Raw genomic sequence first — 21054 nt, 5'->3', positions numbered from 1 at the left:
ATGAAATACGACGTTCTCGTACTCGGCGCGGGGATCGTCGGCACGTCGACGGCGATCCATCTTCAGCGCCGTGGTCTGACTACTGCACTTATCGACCGTGAGGCGCCGGGCCGGGAAACATCGTTTGGCAACGCCGGATTGATACAGCGTGAAGGCGTGTATCCCTACGCGTTTCCTCGGCATTTCGGTGCATTGCTTCACTACGCGCGCAATCGATCGACGGACGTGCGCTATCACCCGTCGGCGCTGCCGGGCATTGCTTCGTTTCTCGCGCGCTACTGGCATCACTCAGCGCCACATCGCCATGCTCGCATCGCCCGTCAATACAGCACCCTGATCGAGCATTGCGTGACTGAGCACAAGACACTCATCAGCCTTGCGGGCGCCGATGATCTGCTACGTGAAGGCGGGTGGCTCAAGGTCTTCCATCAACGTGCTGCACTCGACGCCGCTCATCTTGAAGCCGAGCGGTGGCAACGTGAGTACGACGTGCCCTTCGAGCGGCTCGATGCAACGCAACTTCAACGCGATGAGCCGTCGCTCTCCGCAACCCTCGCAGGCGCCATTCGACATACCGCCTCGAATTCGATACGCGATCCGGGTGAGTTGGTGACTCGTTTTGCGCAGTACTTTACGTCGATAGGCGGGCGCATCATTCGCGGCGACGCAACGACGCTGACTCCCCACTGGCGCGTACATACGGCCGAAGGCGACATTGAAGGCCGGCACGCCGTCGTGGCCATGGGGCCGTGGTCCGATAAGATCACGAAAGCGCTGGGTTACCGGCTGCCGCTGATGGTCAAGCGCGGCTATCACCGGCATTTTCTGCCCGAGTCCGGCGCAAGATTGAATCAACCGGTACTGGATGCCGAAAGCGGATTCCTGATCGCACCGATGCGTCAGGGCATTCGTCTGACCACGGGCGTCGAACTCGCGCTACGCGACGCGCGTCGGACACCGGTGCAGCTCGCGGCAGTCGAGCCGCTGGCGAGACGTTTGTTCCCATTGGGAGCGCCGGTCGAACCGACCCCATGGATGGGCTGCCGCCCTTGCACGCCCGACATGCTGCCGATCATCGGCCCGGCGCCCGGGCATCGCGACCTCTGGTTCGCATTCGGTCATGCCCACCATGGCCTGACGCTCGGTCCTGTGACAGGACGTTTAATAGCCGAGATGCTCACCGGCACACCGGCGTTGGTCGACCCGTCACCATTTCGTGCTGACCGATTCTGACTTTGTGCAGCACCGTTCCCCTCGTTCGAGACATGCCTCCGCCCTGCGGCGTTTCAGACGAAAAAAAGCCCTTCGATAAGAAGGGCAAAATTTGCCGGGGTTTTGGCGATTCCCGGCAAACGATCGGAACGGCCGTCCGTGGCGTCGGTGCACTTCGGATCACACGAACGGGTTTTCGACGCGCGGCCAGTAATTGAGGTCGCGGCGGCGGTACGGAATTGCCGCGAAGTCGGGCGTCAGTGCGCCCGGCGCCGCGACGTGAAAGATCGCCTTCGCCCGAGGCGCAAACTCGGCCTGAAAGTGCTGCGTTGACTTCACGATCACGAGCCGCTTGGCGTCCATGGCGATGCCTATGCCGGTAAACGCATCGACGCCCATGACTTGGGTTCGCACGGAAACGAGCACGATGTCCAACCCGTTCGGTCCTTCGACCCAAACCGAGCGGCCCAATGGCATCGACATTCCTTGGATGCTTTGCGAATGTGTATCGTGCACGGCTCGGACGGTTACGCACAGATCCACAGGGTCGCCTGAAGTGACCCCGCATTTGCCGCCGATGCGAAGATCGAGCGTGGCACCGACGCCGGCATCGGCGCAGATTTGAATGGCACCCAAATCCCAGAAGCAACCCAGCGCGACATCAGGGATACCGCGCTCGACGATCCGCCGAAGGACGAAGGTGCTATCCCCGGGGGCGCCGCCGCCGGGATTGTCCGCCACATCCGCCACGACCACCGGTCCAGCGCCCACGGCCAATGCCAGGTCGAGCCCTTGATTCAAGTCATGCCATTGGGGCTGAACCTCGTGTCTCATCGCCCAGAATTCGTCACCGAGCTGACGCGCTAACGCACGGGCGCGTGCGGGGTCACGGTCGGCAATCACCCAAAGCTTCGCGCCCGCCTCGGGAACATCGCCCCAGGGGAATCCGTGGCCGAGAGATACGGAGAGAATGCCGTCGCGTCCCTCGAAGGACTTCATGCGCCGCACAAAACCGGCCATCGGTTCCGACGTGGTATGCCATGCCCCCACCATGCGGCAATCGTGCACGGCTGTCACCGGGGTGACTTTCTCGTCGACCGCCTGCGTCACCAGCCGATAGACTTCGCGCAATCGGTCGATCGCATCCGTATGCGGATACTCCTTGTACGCGATGAGAATGTTGGCCGCGCACTGCATCAACTCGGTGAAATGACAATGCGGGTCGAGCGTCGCCGCGATCGGCACATCGGGGCCGACAACTTCACGAATGCACGCGAGGAGATCGCCTTCGCAGTCGTCGTGATGCTGCGCCACCATGGCACCGTGGAGCATGAGTACAACGGCATCGAGCGGCAGCGCTGCGCGTACGCCGGCGACGATCTCGTCGCGCAGCGTTTCGTAGACCTCTCGAATCACCGGGCCCGAAGGCTGCGCTTCTGCGCTTAGCCCTTCCGCGATTTCGTTTCCGTCCGACTCGGCGAGTCGTCGAAGTTCGGCCATCAGATAGCCCACGCTTTCCGGTGCGCGCAGGCTTGCGTCGCCTCGAAAGATCCCGAATTCTTGGAATCCGCCCCAGCCCGTGGGGCACGGCGCAAAGGTATTGGTTTCGGTCGATAGCTGTGCCGCGAATATCTTCATTGCGAGTCCAGAGGTGTGATGGATGCCATGACACACACTCTATTGGGACCGCGTTGCCGGATTGTGAGCAATGTGTATCCACATTGACACAGAAGCCCCGGAAGGCGACTTTGCGAGCGCTATCGCCTAGGCAGCACAACGCGTGCGATCAGTCCGCCCTCTCTACCGTTGATCAGTGTCAACGATCCGGCGTGCCGCTTCACTACGTCGTGGGCAATGGCCAGCCCGAGCCCTGTCCCGCCAGTGTCCCGGTTGCGGGATTGTTCGAGCCGAAAAAATGGCTCCAGCACCCGCTCCAGATCACGCTCCGGAATGCCCGGGCCGCGATCGACGATATCTATCTGAACGGCGTCATGGCCGTCGATGAGTTCAATTCGAGCCTCGCCGCCGTAGCGGATAGCGTTCGCCACCAGATTGCTGAGACACCGTTTCAATGCTAGTGGCTGCGCAAGCAGCGGCGCGATGGCGCCATGCACAGAGACTTTCTGGCCACGCTCCATCGCGTCTTCCGCAATGGCGTCTACGAGCGCATCGATGTCGATGGGGCTGACTTCTTCGGTGACAGCTTCATTGCGCAGAAACGAGAGCGTTGCATCAAGCAGCTGCGTCATCTCATCGATATCGGCAACCAGTCGATCACTGAACTCCGAGGCGTCGAGCGCCCCAAGCCGAAGACGCATTCGCGTGAGCGGTGTGCGTAAGTCATGCGAGACGGCTGCGAGAAAGCGATTGCGATCGTTCACCTGACGGCGTATCGCCGCCTGCATCGAGTTGAAAACACGAGCGGCCTGTCGCGCTTCGATGGGGCCGGCTTCCGGAATCGGTGGCGCGTCCATGTTGCGTGACAACTCTGCGGCGCCCGCAGCCAGCGACTTAAACGGTATCGACAGCATTCGCGCGCCGACCCAGGAGGAGACGAGCAGCGGAACGATCTGCACAGCGGTGGCGAGTGCCCACTGCTGCGTGTTTGACATGCCGGGCGGTGGTTTAAAAGCCGCTGCGGAGTACAGCGTGTACATCAGTGTCGCGGTACCGGTTTGTGTCAGGGCCACCATGACGAGCATGACAAACAGCAACCGATAGAACGCAGAGTCGAACGATGGCTTTTGCATGATGGTTGCGGCAGGTGCCGTGGAAGAGAACTCGAACATGCCGCCATTATCCCGCGCCCATGTAGCGGCTTCGTCAACAGATTGTTTCAGGACGGAAACATCCTCCGGTGCATACCTCACGTTCGACTTCCCGTGGATTCGGAAGCCGCGTTCACGTGGCTATGTTTCACGGGCGATACAAAGTCCACATGAACCAGAAATATCGCGCAAATAACGTCTATCCCGGAGCTAAGACTCGAATCAGCGTGGATACACAACGCTAAACGATCCAAACCGCGAAGGCATTCGTGATGACCGAAGTGCGGAAATCCCGGAGGAGACGACAGTGGCAATCAGACAACATCGCAGGCATACCGCAGTCACTTTGCACCGATTCAGGCTGCGTCCGCGCGGAGGAACCTGGTTGGTCGGTTCGCTGCTGGGGCTGGCGACGGCCTATGGACATGCGCAAACCGTAGCACCGCCCGGTGCGGCGTCGGCGGTGAGTGCCGACGCGGAGAGCGCTAACCCGGCACCGCAGACCAACGCAAGTCCGGGCAATACCGCAGAAAGCGCAGAAACCAAGACCGCAGCGTCGGCGAAAGACGGCGCGACACTCAACACCGTGGTGGTGACCGCCACGCGTCGTCGCGAGCCTGCGCGCGAAGTGCCGATGCAGATCAACGTCATTTCGGCGGACGAGTTGCAGAAGAGTGGCGCGAAGACGATGTCCGATTTTCTGGCGGGCGAACCTGGGGTGGATCTCAACACACAAGGCGGAAGCGGTGCCGGACAGATCAGCATGCGCGGCGTGACGACCGGTGAACAAACCGGTCCCACCGTGGGTGTCTACGTCGATGATGTCGCCTTCGGGGGGAGCACGCTCTTCTCGCAAGGCGCCTCGTTCGCGCTGGACATGAGTCTGCTGGATCTGAATCACATCGAAGTGCTGCGCGGGCCGCAGGGCACGCTCTACGGCGCAGGGGCGATGGGCGGGTTGTTGAAGTACGTTACGAACGAGCCGGATACCAACGAATTCTCCGGGCAGGCGAGCCTTGGCATGTCGTCGACGAAGCACGGCGGCATTGGCAATACGGCCAGCGCGGTCCTGAATATTCCAATCAAGAACGACGTAGCCGCCGTGCGTGTGTCGGCGTTTAGCCAGCATGATGCCGGTTACATCGACGCCGTTGGCCCGCAGGCGGGGAGCCGCATCGACAGAGGTGATACGTACGGCGCGCGCGCGTCTTTGCTGTTGACACCCACGAGTCAATTCACCGTGCGGCTGAGCGCGATCACGCAAAACATCAATCGCAACGCGCCCAATTACGTTGCCTACGACAAGAGTGGCCAGCCTGTCGATGGCGACCTGACAACGCGCGTTTTTGCCCCGGAACCGTTCCATCAAAACGTTCAGCTCTACTCGCTCGGTCTGGAGTACGACTTCGGCTGGGCACGCCTGAACTCGATCACGTCGTATCAATCGGTCAAGACAGACCAGCCTCAGGATCTGTCGGTGGTCTACGTGCCGGCGCTCGCTGCGCAAGGGCTCAATTTGAACTCGGTCGTCGCGGCAAACTTTGCGAAAACGAACAAGGTGACGCAAGAGTTTCGTCTGACATCGGCGGCGAACCAACGCCTCGAATGGTTAGGCGGGCTCTTCTTTACCCGAGAACGAAGTGAATCGGATCAAGGCATTCTCGCGGGATTCCCCAACGGGACGCAGGCCACCCTCTCTGGGCTGGTGGCACCGAGTACCTACACCGAATACGCGGCGTATGGCGATTTGACGTACCACGTGACGCCACGTCTGGCACTCACGGGTGGCGTCAGAATTGCCCACAACCAGCAGAATTACGATCAAACCACGTCGGGGCTTCTGGGTGGCCCGCCGCAATCGACTTCGTCGCCATCGTCCGACACCAGTAAGACCTACATGCTGACGGCCAGCTATGGGTTAACCGATAACAGCAACGTCTACGTTCGCGCGGCCAGCGGCTATCGTCCCGGTGGGCCGAACGCACAGCTCATCAGCCCGATCACAGGGCTTCCCGGCAATGGCAATCCAACGTTTCAGCCCGATACGCTTTGGACCTACGAGGCAGGCTACAAGGCCGACTTGTTCGACAAACGTCTCTCGTTTTCAGCCACGGTTTACGACATCGAGTGGAAAAACATTCAGCAGCTCGGTGCCGTGGACGGCGTCAATCAGGTGCTCAACGCGGGTAATGCACGCGTTAAAGGGTTTGAGCTGGCGAGCAGCTTCCGCCCTGATCGGCATTGGAGCTTTGGCCTGGGCTTTTCCTACATCGACGCCAAGCTGACGCAAGGTAACGCCGCAACTGGGACGCAATCGGGCGACCCGCTGCCGAACTCGGCGAAGTTCTCGGCCACGCTGACCGGGACCTACCACTTCTCGCTCGGGACGTACGCCTCGTACGTCGGCTTTAGCGAACGATTCGTCGGCCGTCGCCACTCTGGATTTAGCGGCAGCAGCGGCCGGCCGGATTACCCGCTGCCGGGTTATGCCGTGACCGACCTTCAGGCGGGCATCGACTTCGGCCGCGCCAGTCTGAACTTCTACGTGCGCAATCTGTTTGACCGCCGCGCGCTCCTGGCCGCAGGCACCGCACTGATGCCACTCGGCGGGCCGGCGCTGGTCAGCGTGGCACAGCCGCGCACTATCGGCGCTGTGCTCACCGTGCCGTTCTGAATCCCATGACCGAATACCGGAGACTCTCAATGACTTTGCAGCAGAAAGACCTGCACGCTCGCCTTGATGCCCATCTGGCGAAGTTCAACCGAGGCGACGCGCCGGGGCTCGTGGTCGGTGTTGCCCATGAAGGGCGGGCACTGTACCGCAAGGGTTTTGGCATGACGAGCCTCGAACACAGCGTCGCGAACACTTCGGCGACCCGCATGCGGATCGGGTCGACCAGCAAACATTTCACGTGTCTTGCGGCCTTGCTGCTCGCAGAGGACGGCAAACTGGATATCGACGCGGGCGTGCGCACTTATATTCCCGAATTGCCGGAATTGAAGGGGGCGCCAACGCTGCGTCAGTTGATGACGCATACCGGTGGCTATCGATGCTATCTGGACTTGTCAGTGATGACGCAAGGCGTTGCCACGATCGGGCCGGGTGTACCGCTGGCGATCGAGCTTCGTCAGCAGGATGTCAATTTCCCGCCGGGCGAGCGCATGATCTATTGCAACGGGGGATATCACCTCCTGTCGCAGGTCATTGCGCGCGTCAGCGGCATGTCGTTCGAACGGTTTCTCAAGCAGCGGATTTTCCGCGTGATGGGCATGAACGACACGGAGTCCGTCAGTGACGATTTGCGGATCAGGCCACGCATGGCCACACAGCATGTTCCTGACGGCGATGGCGGGTATTTGCGCGGACTGTTTCCGAGTGTCGACGTACTGGGGGAGGGCGGTATCGTCTCCACGATCGACGATATGTTGAAGTGGGCCGGACATCTTCGTCATCCCACCGAGCTGGGTAGTCCCGAGACGTGGCGTGAAATGCTGACGATGCCTCGGTATTCGAGCGGAGAACTCGGTGTCTACGCGCTGGGCCTGATACGCACCCGATATCGTAACGTCGAAACCATTCATCATGCGGGCGGCGTTTTTGGTGGATGCAGTCAGATGTTGACGGTTCCCTCACATGCTCTGGATATTGTGCTGATGAGCAACGGCGCCCCAGTCGATCCCGTCGCGCTGGCGACCGAGATTGTCGATATCGTCCTTGGCGATGACGTCCTCGGTCCGCCGCGGCAAGGGCCGGCACAGACGTCGGACAATCCCGGTTTGCGCGGGAAATATCTTTCCGTCGACCCGCTTCAGTGGGTGGAAATCATCGAGCGGGACGACGGTTGGTACGCAACGACACATAATCAGACACACCTTCCGCAACCACTCATCGCGGCTGAGCTCGGATACCGGATCGACGATGGTGCGGGTGCGCAGACTCGTGTGGTGCCGCATGCGCGTACGCCGGCAGGCGACGTTTCAGCCATCGATGTCATCGAGAGCGGGCATGCCGTGACTCTGCGCCGATACGACATTGTCCTGCCGGATGAGGCGTTGGAAATGGACGGAATCTGTGGTCGATACTTTAGCCACGATGCCGACGCCCACGCCGTCGTCTCAATCGAGAACGGGATGTTGACGCTGGCCATTCGCGGCGCTACGGGAAGTGTGCGCTATCGCCTGAGTGCGATAACCCGCGATGTCTGGACCTTTGCGCCTGCCGATGCTTCAGCACTCTCGACGGGCACGGCACGGGTGGAGCGCAACGCAGACAAGGCCATCCGCTTTTCGCTCTCCACATCCCGCACGCGGGGGCTGGCGTTCTCTCGTATTGACTGACGTTGGGGGACGGTGGGGGCGGTGGGAACTGAGAACAACTGTGAACGTCAGTTCCCACCTCTGCGATGCGTTCTGTGGTATCTGCCGTGTCCGCTCAAGACTTGGCAAATCGAAGGTTTCGAGTGCGGTTGGTGTTGACGGAAAATCCCTCGACACGTCCCGTGCCGGGGTGCCTCACGATGGAAAGCGTTCCCGTTCTGACGGCATTCGGGGCGCGGGGCGAGAAGCGAAAAAGATCGACGTCGACTGGAAAGATGTCGTAGTGGCATTCGCCCGCGCGTCCCACTATCTCGAGCGACATAATCGCGCAAACGTCGTCACGCGATTCATCTCCCAATACCGAAGGGCGCAGCGTAGCGCGAGCATCGGCTTCTTCGCTGGCATAGGCGCCACTTAGCGAATCGACAACTTCGACGCTTACCGACGCCGATACCTCGACGCGCCGATAGATTGCCGCGTGGCCGCAATGAGAGATGCGCAAAGCCTCGGCATCATCCGGATTGACGGCGCTTCCCCACTGAAGCAGAAAGGTGCCGTCGCCACTCGATTCCAAGGAAAACTCGCACGTGCCAGTTTCGGCGCGATCGTACGGATAGAGCATTGGGTTGCTCGGTTCAAGCGGCCCGCTAAGCGTCATGTCTCCGGCGCGATCGGCGATGTCGTACACCATGTCGTTGTTCACCTCGCGATAGGTCCCCGCGCGTCCGGGCCAGCGGCCCGTGCTGGCGGGCGTTGGAACGGCGTAGCACTTCATCGGGGTCGCCAACAGAATGTCGAGCATGCGAAGCGAAAACGCGGCCGGCGCCGGGATTGCCCCATTGCCAAGCAACACGATATCGATGCCGTGCTCGGGGACGCAGAGCATCTGGCACGATCCGCCCACGACACCGCCCGCATGCTGGATCAGTTCGCATCCGCGATATTGCGAGCGCCTTAAGCCCATCATGTAATCGCTGCGTAGACCACTGGAGAAGATGGGCGAAGAGAACATCAGGTCCCATGTGTCGGGATTTCCTATGCGTTTTTCGCCACGCAAATGCGAACACCATTTCAGCATGTCGTCCACGCACGAGACGACACCGCCTTCACCGAGAATTTCTCGCGAAGGAAATATCCCCCGATCGTAAGTACCCTCGCCGTTTTGGACATGGCAGGCGGCCATATGGCTGTGGATTCGATAGTCGTCGGGCAGGAGAAACGTATCGTTCATGCCCAATGGGTCAAAGACTTCGGCGGCGAGAAACGCCGCAAGAGGTTGTGCGCTGACACGCTCGATGGCCAGCGAAATCAGGTGATATCCGCCGTTGCAATACATCATCCGCTCGCCCGTGGGAAAGTTGACACTAGTTTGCCGGCGCATGATGTCGAGCAGGTAGCCGGTCTGCGGCACCGCCAACCCGTTAGTAAAGAGCGATACGTCGAGCGCGCACCGTTGGCCACTTGTGTGGAACATGAACGCGCGTAATGTCGCGTCGCCGGCGACCCCGGTCAGTTCCGGCAAATAGCGGCGTACCGGCACATCGATATCCAGCGCTTTCGCTTCCCGGAGCAGCAAGGCCGCGAGGCAAGTCATGTGCTTGCTCGTCGATCCGATACGCAGCAGGGTCCGCACATTCAAACCCAGTCCCAGTCCAACGTCCGCCATACCGAAGGCCTCGCGCAACACGACCTCGCCGTCAACGGCGGCGCCGGCGACGACGCCCGGTAAATCGCTTCGGTTGAACGGATCAAACAGCGCCTTCAGAGCGGTACCGTCAAATTGTTCCTGTGCCGACACGGCCATCCTCCTGGATCAATGCATTTCATACGGGGCGTCATCGCGACCCCAGACGCTCTCGGGGCCTTGCAGATAACCGTTCAGGTATTGGAACGAGGGCGCGCGATCCTCAGCCAGGAAGCAGGGCCCGTCGAGGTCTACCCGGTCGCACTGCTGCCCCAGAATGTAGGCCGGGGCCACACCCAGCGATGTGCAGGGCATACATCCGACCATGACCGACAGTCCGAGCTCTCGAATCGGCGCGACCAGCGAGAGTGCACGTGTGAGGCCGCCGCACTTATCGAGCTTGACGTTGACGACGTCGTACCGGCGGGCGACCGTGGCGAGATCGTCCAGATCCTGAAACGATTCGTCTGCCGCCAGGCGGATCGGATATCGCATGGATTCAAGGCACTCATCCTCGCCTGTCGGCAGGGGTTGTTCGAGCAGGTCGACGCCAACGTGCTGCATGACCGGCAGCATCCGAACCATGTGTTCTTGCGTCCACCCTTGATTCGCGTCGACGGAAAGCGCAGCGCCAGGGCAAGCCGCGCGAATCGCGACAAGTCGATCTACGTCGGTTGCGCTGCCGTCGAGCTTGATCTTCAACGCAACGGCGCCCTCGAAGCCACGCGCCGCCTCGGCCATGGCGGGGGCGGCATCAACACCGACGGTGAATGACGTCCGTAGTGGGCGCAGCCGGGCGCGTCCGGCCAGTCGTGCGACCGTCATGCCACAGCGCTGAGCGGCCAATGACCATAGCGCCGCGTCGAGGGCGTTTCTCGCACCGCCGGCAGGCAGCAACCCGATGAGGGCCTCGCGGGATATGCCTCGCTCGATCAGGGGGCGTACGGCGGCAATCTGCTCGGCCATGCCCTCAGGCGTTTCTCCACGGTAGTAGACGCCAGCGGCCTCTCCTCGGCCTCTGTGTTGCCCGGATCGCAACGAGACAACCAGGACGCGGGCCGCGTCGACCGTGTGGCCCGAGATGTGAAAGGGGGTGGCCAGCGGCCACTGTTCGATACGAACGGAAAGCTTGCAGGGAATGGTCATTGGCGCTCAGGCGTAGCGTTCGATGGCAAGACGTACGGCATTGGCCGCACCGCGCATTAAGAGGCAGGCCACGATGAATCCGGGCAACGCCACGGCAACGATGGCCCATATGAGACCGGACTCGGTGCGATGCAAGTGATCCGACATCAGGCCAATGGCCACAGGACTGCCGGACTGCATCAGCACCGTCGTCAGCACACCGATGGCCGCCACTCTCGACCTTAGATACGGCGGGCAAATGCTCTGCATCAGTCCCGGAAACATGATCATGCCTGCCACGACGCACATGAATTGAGCGCCGAACAGGACGTAGACATAGGACACGGATGGTGCGATCAGATACCCGAGGCTGACGACGCATGCCCCCAGGGCCCCCCACTCACATACGCGTAGCGGGGCGAGCACGCCGAGTCGCGAACTCAGGCGGCGAGCGAGCAGCCAACCGAGCGCGCATCCGAAGACGCTACCTGTCATCGCCGCGCTGCCCAGTCCGGCACCGGCCGTCGCAGGCGTTGCACCAAAGAAGCGGACGGCGACGACCGGCATCCAGGTGGTGATACCGGCAAAGGCCATGTTGATCAGCGCGATGGCACCGAAAAAGCGAATCATCATCGGCATCTCCCGGCGAAAGTATTCACCCGCGGCGAGCCCAGGCACCGGCACGTTGCCGGTCGAGCGCTGAGTGTCCGAATGGGCATAGCGGGGCCGGATCATCGCGACAATCAATACCAGCAGCGGCGCGGGGATCGCGACGGCAAAGAATGCAATCCGCCACGTGGACGCGTTTCCCAGACCGAAGGGCAATACGCCATGCATGGTGTCGATCCCCTGGATGAGTAACCCGCCCAGTGCCATGCCCGCGCCCGCGCTGAGAAGATTGACCAGTGCGAAGACCGAGTTGGCGAGGATGCGCTGGCGCGCCGGAAACAGGTCGGGGAGCAAGCCGTAGATGATAGGCATGAGGCCTGCTTCGCCGATGCCCAGGCCGATCGATGCGATGAAGAGCGTCCAGAATCCGGTCGCGAAACCGCAGGCGGCGGTCGCGGCGCTCCAGAGCAGGATGCAGAGTACCAGCACGGCACGACGATCCACGCGGTCTGCGAGCCATCCGATCGGAATGGCTGCCGCACCTGCAAATAGCGCAATGCCAGCGCCTTGCAAAAGCCCCACCTGAATATCGGCGAGGCCGAACTCGGTGCGAATGAGTTCGGCCAATAGCACCAGCATCTGGCGATCGACGTTGGCGAAAAACGTCACGAGGACGAGGGCGAGAAGTCCGAGCCACGCCCCGATCCCCGCATATCGCTCGCGGCTTGACGTTGGTGCATACCGCGGCCTTTCGGTATTCGAATCTAACATTTGAAGTCCAGTATTGAGTGCGTCAGCGCGTGAGGACATCGGCGCTCCGACGTGATGTCATTGCGCGAAGCGCTCGTTGCCAACCAGCCCGATGCGCGTCACCCCTAGCCGCTGCGCCGACGCCATGACCATGGCGACCGACCGATAGGGTGCCGTCGCGTCGGCGCGAAGGTGAAGCTCAGTTGGCGGTGTGGACGATGCGGCTTCGGCAAGGTGGGTCTCCAATTGCGCGCGGTCGCTAAGCGGCAAGCCGTTCCATGCCACGACTCCGCTCGCATCGACGTCGACTTGCACGACGAGCGGAGGCGTCGGCGGTGAGGCATTGGACGGGGTGGGCATGTCGAGTTTCACGGCATGCGTCTGAATCGGGATGGTGAGAATCAGCATGATCAGCAGCACCAACATGACGTCGATGAGCGGCGTCGTGTTGATCTCCACCATGATGTCGCCGTTTTCGTCAGCGCCCGATGGCATGGTCATTGCCATGGAAGTCTCCTGATGTAGGGCGTCTCGCGCGCTATTGGCGCGGCGGCGCTTCGGTGATGAAGTCGACTTTGGCGATGCCCGCACGCTGGCATGCCAGGACCACCCGTCCGATCGCGGCGTAGCGAGCGTCGAGATCGCCGCGAATATGCACTTCGGGTTGGGGCGTCAATACAGCGACCGTCTTGAGTTTGTCCAGCAACGTTGCGGCGTCGGGAATACGTCGCTCGTCCCAATACACCTCGCCGTCGCCTGTCACGGCAAGAACAACGTTCTGCGGTGTGGTCTGCAAGGGTTGAACGGCTTCCTTCGGAAGCGTGACGGGGACGGTGTGCGAGACCACGGGAATCGTGATCAGGAAGATGATGAGCAACACCAGCATGACGTCGACCAGCGGCGTCGTGTTGATGGTCGCCATGACCTCGTCGTGCTCTGCGCCACCGCTCCCGCCAGACAGGGATATCGCCATGGCATCACCCCACGCGCGCGACTTGAGACGACCGGGTCGCCACGATGGCGGACGCCGTCGTTTTACCGGTGAGCAGCACGTTGTGTATTTCGCTGCCGAAATCGCGCACACGCTCCATGACCGCTTTGTTGCGACGGACAAGCCAGTTGTATCCGAGCACGGCGGGAACGGCGACCGCCAGACCGATTGCCGTCATGATCAACGCTTCTCCCACGGGGCCCGCGACCTTGTCGATGGAGGCTTGGCCCGCAATGCCGATTGCGGTGAGCGCGTGATAGATGCCCCAGACGGTGCCGAAAAGGCCAACGAAAGGCGCTGTCGAACCGACCGTGCCCAAGAACGAAAGCCCATCCTGAAGGCGATTCGATACGCCGGTCATCGCACGCTCGATGGCGCTCGCGACCCAAGTATTCAAATCGACCTGATCGAGCAGTGCGCCGTTGTGATGATCACGGGCAGACAGCGCGGTTTCCGCAATGTATCGAAACGGGCTTCCCGCATCGAGCGACCGGACGCCTTCGGAGAGCGACGCGGCATTCCAGAACGTCTTTTCCGCGGCACGGGCACGACGCAGGACCTTGGCCTGTTCGAGCAGTTTGGCGACGATGATGTACCAGCTCCCCATGGACATGATCACGAGGATGAGCAGGGTCCCGCGAGCGATCATATCGCCGCCTTCCCATAGCGCTTGCAGCCCGTAGGGGTTGGTTACGGTCGATGCTGCGTGTGCGCTGAACGAGGCGAACGCCGCGATCGTCGATACGACTGTCATAAGCGCCATAACGCGGCGCTTACGGGGCATGGCACGATACTGGAACTGAAGCATGGTCGTCTCCTTGACGTGAGTTCCGAGGGGGGCGGTTGAAGACCGCCTCAATTGAGTTGAAAATCGAACGGCACCTGGACGCGGACTTCCTGGCCTTGCGCGACGCACTGAAATTGCCGCACCGCGCTCTCCGCGGCTCGGTCCAGCACGGGGGCTGCCGATCGGGCGACACGAAGTTGTTTGACTTGCCCGTCAGTGCCAACAACGAACTCGACGAGTACGCTGCCGGTGATGTTGTCGCGCAGCGCTTCACGCGGGTATCGGATGGCGGCACGGACTTGCGCGGAGTTCGGGCAAACGACGCCGACGTTGCCCGCCACGGGTTTGCTCTCGACAGGCGCCGGTGGTGCAACCGGTGTCGTGGGGACGGGCTTGTCGGTCTGCACGGCCACGGCATTGGGTTGCGGGGTGGCTTGTACCTGAACTTCGGGCGGCGGTACGTAAGCCTTGGGCTGAACGACGGGGCGCGGCGCCGGGGCGATCTTCTTTACCGGAGGTGGCGGCGGAGGCGGGGGCGGCGGTTTGATTTCTTCGATGATTCGCGTCTCGATGGGCGCCTGAATGATCGTCGCAACACGCGTTGCGAGCCCGCTAAGCAAGGCATACAGAATCAGGGCGTGCAGCAGCAGTGCCACGCCGATGCCGAGCAGCCGCCGAGCGGGTGGTTTGGGCTGAGCGTAATTCATGGACTACGTGTCTCCTACCTGCATAGGTCTTGTGTGGAGTCACGTTACGGCGCGGGTATTTCTGTTTCATCTCGACTTTGTATCGGGTTTGATACATAGCCGAAGCGATAGGATCGCGCCGAATGTTTCAGGACTGCAACAAAGCCGCAAGATTGCCGGCACGTTTGTCGCCGATAATCCGGAACTTGGGGACACTGAATCGACGCGGCGGTGGATGAGAAGAGGAAAAAGCCATGGCAACGCACGTACTTGTAGTCGATGACGATGCGCAGATAAGGACTCTGCTCTGTGATTGTCTTGCCGGTTTTGGCATGACCTGTATGCAGGCGGCCAGTGGGGAGGAGATGCACGACGTGCTCGAGCACAACGATATCGACATCGTCGTGCTCGACCTGATGCTTCCCGACAGCGATGGTCTGACGTTATGCCGGGAATTGCGCACCTCGTCGGAAATTCCCATTGTGATGCTCACCGCGCGTGGCGAGATGACCGACCGAATTGTTGGACTGGAACTTGGTGCGGACGACTACGTCGTGAAGCCGTTTGAACCGCGAGAGCTGGTAGCGCGAATTCAGACGATTCTTCGCCGCACCCGTGCGCAGGCGCGGGCGATACCCGAACCCAAGGACGAGCGGAAGTTCGCGGGATGGCGTCTGAGCTTGATCGGTCGCCATCTGATTGCGCCCGATAACACGGTTATTCCGCTTTCGAACGCGGAATTTCGACTGCTGAACGCCTTTCTTTCCGCGCCGGGACGCGTGCTAAGCCGTGAGTACTTGATGGATACGGCCCGAGGGAAATCCATCGATGCGTTTGATCGCAGCATCGACGTACAGATATCGAGGCTGCGGCATAAATTGCGAGAGGACATCAAGGAGCCACGGTTACTGCGGACGATACGTGGAGAAGGCTACATGCTCGACGTTCGCGCGCGATCCGATGTCGAAGGCTAGGTGTCGGCGGGTCTGGCCCGTACAGGGCTACACCGCCAACGCCGCTCCATCACTACGCGGGTCATGCGCACCACTCGCGCGACCGTCTTCCGCAATAGCGATCACCCCGGCCTGACCCGCCAGCGGACTATGCTTCGGCAATGACGCAATCGCATGCCCGCGTGCCGCGAGTGCTGCGAACACTGCTTCCCCTGCGTCGCTCTCAAGCTTGAGGTTGTCCCGGCTGTCGGAGAACGTCCGGCCTAACAGAAAGCGCGGATGGGATAACGCTTCGTGTGGCGACATCCCGTAATCGATCAATCGGGTAAGCAGTGCGCTCAGCGTTTGTGGCTGTCCGTCCGCCCCCTGTGTCCCATACAGCAATCGCGCTTTCCCACCTTTCAGATACATGCCGGGATTAAGCGTATGAAACGGCCGCTTGCCGGGCATCAGCGCATTCGGATGTGCACTGCCCGCCGGGCGAAACGCCGCGCCCCGGTTGTGCCATAGCACCCCCGTGTCGCCCGCCATCACGCCGCTGCCCCAGTCGAAGTAGATCGTCTGTAGCACGCTCACCGCGCGCCCGGCCGAGTCCGTCGCCGCGAAGTACACCGTGTCGCCTTCGCGAAAACGATGCGGCCAGTCGAGTGCTGCCCGATCGTCGATGCGTGACGCTGCGGCGCGAAGATGCCCGTCCGACAACATCGTCGCGACGGGAACATCCACGAACTCCGGATCCGCGATGCACCGGTCGCGATCGATAAACGCCTGCTTCACCGCCTCCACGAGCCGGTGGTAATACGTCGCGCTGCCGTGGGCACAGTCCTTCAGCCCCACGCGCGCGAGAATCCCCATGATCTGTAGCGTCGTTATCCCTTGCGTTGGCGGCGGTAATGTCGCCAACACACCGTCGCCATACGGCATCGTCAATGCGTCCGACACGTGCACACGCGTGGCCGCAAGATCCTCGAGCGTGAGCGGCGAACCCGCCGCCTGCAAGCCGTCCGCCAGACGGGCGGCCAACTCGCCCTCATAGAACTCACGAGGCCCGCCATCGGCAAGCTGACGCAATGTCGCTGCCAGTGCCGGTTGCCGAAACGGCTCGCCTGCGGCAGGCGCGCGTCCGTCCGGCAGAAACGTCTGCGCAAAGCCGTGCCATGTTGCCGTGTTCGCCATCTCGTCAGCGCGATACGAATACCAGAAGTCCTGCGAGCGACTCGTCGCGAAGCCATCTTCCGCCGCCGCGATGGCCGGTGCGAGCAACGACGCCCACGACAACGTGCCGCCCCATTGCTCGCGACTGACGCGATACGCCGCCTCCCACGCCGCCACGGTGGCCGCCGTGGTCAATGTGGACGCCGGACCGCGCACAGCGATCGCATCGCCACCGAGTAATCCAGAAGGCAGATGGCGTGCCGCTTGTCCGATGCCGGAGATGGCGAGCGGTGCCGTGTCGCCTGACGTACCGTCTGCCACCAGCCAGAAACCGTCACCGCCGAGACCGGTGAAGTGCGGCATCGTCACGCACAACATCGCGGCGATGGCGATGGCCGCTTCGATGGCGTTGCCACCTTGCTGCAACACGTCACGGCCTGCCATGCTCGCCAGCGCATGCGGACTCGTGACCAACCCGGCCCGCCCACTCGCCGATGCCGAAGAAGCGATATTCACCACGTCGCGGGCGGTCATGCGGCCGCTCCCGCTTCATGCTCGCCACCGAGATACGCCGCGGCGAGACGCGTGTCGGCGGCCAACTCGCTCGCCGAGCCGCTGACCGTCACGCGCCCCTCTTCAAGCACGTAGCCACGGTCGGCAATCGACAAGGCCATGACCGCCATCTGATCGACCAGCAGCATCGACAGCGACTCACGGCGCAACGCATCGAGCGACGCGAACAATTCAGCGATCACCTTCGGGGCGAGGCCGAGCGACGGCTCGTCGAGCAAGAGCACTCGCGGAGACGACATCAGAGCGCGCGCGATCGCCAGCATCTGTTGCTCGCCACCGGAGAGCAGGCCGGCACGCTGATGTTGCCGCTCGTGCAGACGCGGATACCGTGCAAACATCTGCGCAATACGGGCGTCGAACGTGGCGCGCGGCAAACGTCCGCACGGGAACGCGCCGAGTCGAAGGTTATCGAGCACCGACAATTCCGGGAAAACCTGACGCCCTTCGGGCACCAGCACCACCCCCATGGCGGCGATCTTCGCGGCATCGAGCCGTGACAGGTCGTGACCGTTGAACGTGATGCCGCCACTGACCGGACGATGCAGGCCTGCCAGCGCACGCATGAGGGTCGACTTGCCGGCACCATTGGCGCCGAGCAGCGCGACGAGTTCGCCGTCTCGCACTTGGATCGACACGTCGTGCAGCACGGGCGCGGCACCATAGCCCGCTGTCAGCTTGCCGACACCGAGGACTTCCGGCGTGGTCGCAGCAGCGCGTCCGACCGGCTTGGCCGCATCCGCAGACGCTGCGCCAAGATAAGCCTGACGAACACGCTCGTCGTGACGGATCGCCGTAGGCGTGCCTTGCGCGAGAAAACGCCCCGCGTCGATCACGACGATGCCATCGGATACGCCCATCACCAGCGACATGTCGTGCTCGACGAGTCCCACCGCCACGCCGCTATCGGCAATCTGCCGCAGCAGTTTGCCCAGTTGCGCTTTGTCCTGTGTCGACAGACCGGCGGCCGGTTCATCGAGCAGCAGCACCGTCGGGCGTGTCGCCAAGGCCCGAGCAATCTCCACAAGTCGACGGTCGACGTGGGCGAGATCGGCCGCCATCAGGTTGACGTCGCCGTGATAGCCGCAAGCGCGCAGCAATGCCATCGCCTCATCGCGTTGCGTCTTGCCTCGCATGCGGGCGACGCCGAGCAATCCCCCCAGACGCCCCGCACTCAACCCCAGCGTCACGTTATCGAGCACGCTCATGCCCGCGAACAGTTGCGAGGTCTGATACGTGCGCGCCACGCCGTGCCGTGCGCTGTCACAAGCACCGCGTGCCGCAAGTCCGTTCCCGCCGAGCGAGCGCGTGCCCGACTGCGGCCGGTAGAAACCGGACAGCATATTGAGCACGGTCGACTTGCCCGCACCGTTCGGTCCGATCAGGCTGGTCACGCCCGCCGCAGGCAATTCGAACGAGAGATCGGCCACGGCTTTCACGCCACCGAAGGTCATCGTCAACCCGTGCGCCGCGAGTCCCTTGCGTTGCGACGGCGCGAGCACCGGCAAGGTCAGCGTCGACGCCGTCCCGATGCTGGCGTCACCCGATGCGGCACGTCTGCGCGACGTCCACCAATTTCCCAGCACCCCGATCACGCCGTTGGGCGCCCCCCACAACACCACCAGTAACAACACGCCGAAACACAACAGGCGCAGGTTCTCAAGACTGGCAAGAAACTCCGGCAACAGTCCGACGATCACGGCACCGACGAGCGGTCCGGCAATCGTGCCCGCGCCGCCGATCATCACGACGAGGACGAACAGAATCGACTGAAGGAACGAGAACATGCCCGGCGTGACCATGCCTTGCAGCGGTGCGAACAACCCGCCCGCAAGTCCGGCGAGCGCTGCGGAGAATGCGAACGCTACCGCCTTCACGACAATTGGATTGACGCCGATCGATGCCGCCGCCGTTTCGCTATCGCGCACGGCTCGCATGGCCGCGCCCCACGCGCCGCGAGAGATGCGTGCGTAAATCAGCAACGAGACAGCAAGCACGACTAAAGCCGCTACCGCCACCACACGCTCGCTGCCTGCGATACCGAAGACACCCGGCGGCAGCACGCCCATCAGGCCGTTCTGACCGCCTGTCAAGCCACGCCACTCGACTGCGCCATGTTCCACGATGAAGCCAAACGCAATCGTCACCATCGCCAGCCCCGGCCCGCGCACGCGAAGCGCAGGCAACGCGAGCAATCCACCGGTGAGCGCCGCAATCACGCCACCCGCCAGCCATGCAGGCCAGAACGGCCAGCCCGCCTGCGTCGTCAGAATCGCCACGGCGTACGCCCCGATGGCATAGAAGCCGACATGGCCGAACGACACCTGTCCGGTCAGACCCAGCAGAAGATTCAGACCCACGCCGCAGATGGCCAGCAACGCCACCCCGGCGATCACCACCACGAAATAGCCGTTCACGACACATGCGGCACCGGCCATCGCCAGCAGCGCGACGGCAAGTACAGCGCCAAGGGCCAGACCATCACGCGAGGGCTGCGTCTTCATCGGCGAGAGAGAGACGGCAGGCTGCGACGCCAGTCGCAAAGGAGAGTCACTCATACTTTGCGCACCTCCGCGCGACCGAAAATGCCGTCCGGCCGCATGGCCAGCAACACAATGACCAGACCGAACGTGATGATTTGTGTGTAGCCCGACCCGAGCGTCGCGGTGATCATCGCTTCGGCCACACCGAACAGCAGCCCGGCAATCATGACGCCCCACGCGCTCGACAAGCCGCCGAGAATTGCCACGGCGAACGCCTTGAGGCCAAAGACCGTACCCATATCCGCTTGCACGTTGAACAGCGGCGCGATCAGCACGCCCGCGATGCCGGCGAGCAGTGTCGAGACGGCAAACGCTGCGGCGATCGTGCGTTGGATGGGGATGCCCATGAGACGGGCGGCGTCGCGGTTCTGCACCACGGCGAGCATGGCGACACCCCAGCGCGAACGGCGCAACACGTAATGCAGCAGCGCGGCGAGTGCGAGACCGACGACCGGGATCAGCAGTTGCAACGGATAGACGCCGAGACCGGCGTCACCGATTTGCAGCGAGCTTTGTGCAAGCGGCGAGGGCAGGCTGCGCGGCTCCGTGCCGAACGTCAGCATGACGAGATTGTCGAGCACGATGCCCAGCGCCACGGTTGCCATCAGCCATGCGCTGGACCCGCGCCGCACAAATGGCTGCACGGCAAGCCGCTCGACCACCAGCCCGTAGACGGCGCAAAGTGCCAGTGCGGCGATGATCGCCAGCGGCATGGGCCAGCCGAGCGTCTGTGCGAACGTGTACGCCAGCACGGCGCCCAGCATCATCGAGCTGCCCTGCGCGAAATTGACCGTCGCACTCACGGCGAACGTCAGATGAAAGCCGAGCGCCATGAGGCCGTACATACTGCCGAGCCCCAGGCCGGCGACCAGCGCCGAGATCCATTGCATGAAAAGTCCTCCGG

The 21054-nt window shown here is 62.3% G+C and carries 16 protein-coding genes; 4 read left to right on the top strand and 12 right to left on the bottom strand.

Going from position 1 to position 21054, the window contains the following annotated elements; genetic code table 11:
- On the top strand, nucleotides 1-1233 hold the full coding sequence (locus tag CDV44_RS14395; RefSeq protein ID WP_087688596.1) for an FAD-binding oxidoreductase: 1233 nt from the start codon (nucleotides 1-3) through the stop codon (nucleotides 1231-1233).
- Between the two features lie 159 nt (nucleotides 1234-1392).
- Here the strand turns inward: CDV44_RS14395 and CDV44_RS14390 are convergent, their stop codons facing one another.
- The gene (locus CDV44_RS14390) at nucleotides 1393-2850 is read right to left on the bottom strand and encodes a M81 family metallopeptidase (RefSeq protein ID WP_087688595.1); all 1458 of its coding nucleotides are present in this window, start codon (nucleotides 2848-2850) and stop codon (nucleotides 1393-1395) included.
- Nucleotides 2851-2969: 119 nt separating this feature from the next.
- A complete protein-coding gene (locus tag CDV44_RS14385; RefSeq protein ID WP_249277548.1) occupies nucleotides 2970-4082 on the bottom strand; it encodes an ATP-binding protein in 1113 nt (370 codons plus the stop codon).
- 283 nt (nucleotides 4083-4365) lie between these two features.
- Between CDV44_RS14385 and CDV44_RS14380 the strand changes: the two genes are divergently transcribed.
- Together CDV44_RS14380 and CDV44_RS14375 are read left to right on the top strand one after the other, a co-directional pair.
- The gene (locus tag CDV44_RS14380) at nucleotides 4366-6654 is read left to right on the top strand and encodes a TonB-dependent receptor (protein ID WP_249277547.1); all 2289 of its coding nucleotides are present in this window, start codon (nucleotides 4366-4368) and stop codon (nucleotides 6652-6654) included.
- A gap of 29 nt (nucleotides 6655-6683) precedes the next feature.
- Nucleotides 6684-8318, top strand: a complete 1635-nt coding sequence (locus tag CDV44_RS14375; protein ID WP_087688593.1) for a serine hydrolase — start codon at nucleotides 6684-6686, stop codon at nucleotides 8316-8318.
- Between the two features lie 94 nt (nucleotides 8319-8412).
- On the opposite strand, the gene CDV44_RS14370 is transcribed toward CDV44_RS14375, so the two are convergent.
- From CDV44_RS14370 to CDV44_RS14340, 7 genes are all read right to left on the bottom strand, one after another.
- Nucleotides 8413-10095 (bottom strand): serine hydrolase, encoded by a 1683-nt coding sequence (locus tag CDV44_RS14370; protein ID WP_170935984.1) that lies wholly within the window; start codon nucleotides 10093-10095, stop codon nucleotides 8413-8415.
- A 15-nt stretch (nucleotides 10096-10110) separates the two neighbouring features.
- Nucleotides 10111-11127 (bottom strand): dipeptide epimerase, encoded by a 1017-nt coding sequence (locus CDV44_RS14365; protein WP_087688591.1) that lies wholly within the window; start codon nucleotides 11125-11127, stop codon nucleotides 10111-10113.
- A 6-nt stretch (nucleotides 11128-11133) separates the two neighbouring features.
- Nucleotides 11134-12525, bottom strand: a complete 1392-nt coding sequence (locus CDV44_RS14360) for an MFS transporter (RefSeq protein WP_249277546.1) — start codon at nucleotides 12523-12525, stop codon at nucleotides 11134-11136.
- Between the two features lie 18 nt (nucleotides 12526-12543).
- Nucleotides 12544-12972 (bottom strand): biopolymer transporter ExbD, encoded by a 429-nt coding sequence (locus CDV44_RS14355; RefSeq protein WP_087688589.1) that lies wholly within the window; start codon nucleotides 12970-12972, stop codon nucleotides 12544-12546.
- Nucleotides 12973-13003: 31 nt separating this feature from the next.
- Nucleotides 13004-13438: a biopolymer transporter ExbD gene (locus tag CDV44_RS14350; protein ID WP_087688588.1), complete on the bottom strand. Its 435-nt coding sequence runs from the start codon at nucleotides 13436-13438 to the stop codon at nucleotides 13004-13006.
- 4 nt (nucleotides 13439-13442) lie between these two features.
- A complete protein-coding gene (locus CDV44_RS14345) occupies nucleotides 13443-14219 on the bottom strand; it encodes a MotA/TolQ/ExbB proton channel family protein (RefSeq protein ID WP_371328767.1) in 777 nt (258 codons plus the stop codon).
- Between the two features lie 92 nt (nucleotides 14220-14311).
- The gene (locus CDV44_RS14340; protein ID WP_087688587.1) at nucleotides 14312-14950 is read right to left on the bottom strand and encodes an energy transducer TonB; all 639 of its coding nucleotides are present in this window, start codon (nucleotides 14948-14950) and stop codon (nucleotides 14312-14314) included.
- A 233-nt stretch (nucleotides 14951-15183) separates the two neighbouring features.
- On the opposite strand from CDV44_RS14340, the gene CDV44_RS14335 reads away from it, so the two are divergent.
- Complete coding sequence (locus CDV44_RS14335) at nucleotides 15184-15903, top strand: response regulator (protein WP_058375385.1); 720 nt, start codon at nucleotides 15184-15186, stop codon at nucleotides 15901-15903.
- A gap of 27 nt (nucleotides 15904-15930) precedes the next feature.
- Here CDV44_RS14335 and CDV44_RS14330 read toward each other — a convergent pair whose 3' ends face one another.
- The 3 genes from CDV44_RS14330 to CDV44_RS14320 are packed head-to-tail and all read right to left on the bottom strand — an operon-like array spanning nucleotide 15931 to nucleotide 21040.
- Nucleotides 15931-17571, bottom strand: coding sequence for a gamma-glutamyltransferase family protein (locus CDV44_RS14330; protein WP_087688586.1), 1641 nt, complete (start codon nucleotides 17569-17571; stop codon nucleotides 15931-15933).
- Nucleotides 17568-20111 carry an ATP-binding cassette domain-containing protein gene (locus CDV44_RS14325; protein ID WP_371328766.1) on the bottom strand — a complete coding sequence of 848 codons (2544 nt, stop codon included), beginning with the start codon at nucleotides 20109-20111 and terminating at the stop codon, nucleotides 17568-17570. Before CDV44_RS14325 ends, CDV44_RS14330 begins: the two co-directional genes overlap by 4 nt.
- 50 nt (nucleotides 20112-20161) lie before the next feature.
- Nucleotides 20162-21040 (bottom strand): branched-chain amino acid ABC transporter permease, encoded by an 879-nt coding sequence (locus CDV44_RS14320; RefSeq protein ID WP_087688584.1) that lies wholly within the window; start codon nucleotides 21038-21040, stop codon nucleotides 20162-20164.
- Nucleotides 21041-21054 lie beyond the last annotated feature (14 nt).

Origin of the sequence: Pandoraea sp. PE-S2R-1 (genome assembly GCF_002179865.1) — a bacterium.
GTDB lineage: Bacteria > Pseudomonadota > Gammaproteobacteria > Burkholderiales > Burkholderiaceae > Pandoraea.
Note: the sequence above shows the minus strand (reverse complement) of the source record. Positions and strands in the feature narration are given on the sequence as shown.

Bases quoted from the DNA above. Each gene is read 5' to 3' on its own strand.
- CDV44_RS14395 (WP_087688596.1), top strand. From the start codon at position 1: ATGAAATACGACGTTCTCGTACTCGGCGCGGGGATCGTCGGCACGTCG.
- CDV44_RS14390 (WP_087688595.1), bottom strand. From the start codon at position 2,850: ATGAAGATATTCGCGGCACAGCTATCGACCGAAACCAATACCTTTGCG.
- CDV44_RS14375 (WP_087688593.1), top strand. From the start codon at position 6,684: ATGACTTTGCAGCAGAAAGACCTGCACGCTCGCCTTGATGCCCATCTG.
- CDV44_RS14365 (WP_087688591.1), bottom strand. From the start codon at position 11,127: ATGACCATTCCCTGCAAGCTTTCCGTTCGTATCGAACAGTGGCCGCTG.
- CDV44_RS14360 (WP_249277546.1), bottom strand. From the start codon at position 12,525: ATGTCCTCACGCGCTGACGCACTCAATACTGGACTTCAAATGTTAGAT.
- CDV44_RS14355 (WP_087688589.1), bottom strand. From the start codon at position 12,972: ATGGCAATGACCATGCCATCGGGCGCTGACGAAAACGGCGACATCATG.
- CDV44_RS14350 (WP_087688588.1), bottom strand. From the start codon at position 13,438: ATGGCGATATCCCTGTCTGGCGGGAGCGGTGGCGCAGAGCACGACGAG.
- CDV44_RS14345 (WP_371328767.1), bottom strand. From the start codon at position 14,219: ATGGCGCTTATGACAGTCGTATCGACGATCGCGGCGTTCGCCTCGTTC.
- CDV44_RS14340 (WP_087688587.1), bottom strand. From the start codon at position 14,950: ATGAATTACGCTCAGCCCAAACCACCCGCTCGGCGGCTGCTCGGCATC.
- CDV44_RS14335 (WP_058375385.1), top strand. From the start codon at position 15,184: ATGGCAACGCACGTACTTGTAGTCGATGACGATGCGCAGATAAGGACT.
- CDV44_RS14330 (WP_087688586.1), bottom strand. From the start codon at position 17,571: ATGACCGCCCGCGACGTGGTGAATATCGCTTCTTCGGCATCGGCGAGT.
- CDV44_RS14325 (WP_371328766.1), bottom strand. From the start codon at position 20,111: ATGAAGACGCAGCCCTCGCGTGATGGTCTGGCCCTTGGCGCTGTACTT.
- CDV44_RS14320 (WP_087688584.1), bottom strand. From the start codon at position 21,040: ATGCAATGGATCTCGGCGCTGGTCGCCGGCCTGGGGCTCGGCAGTATG.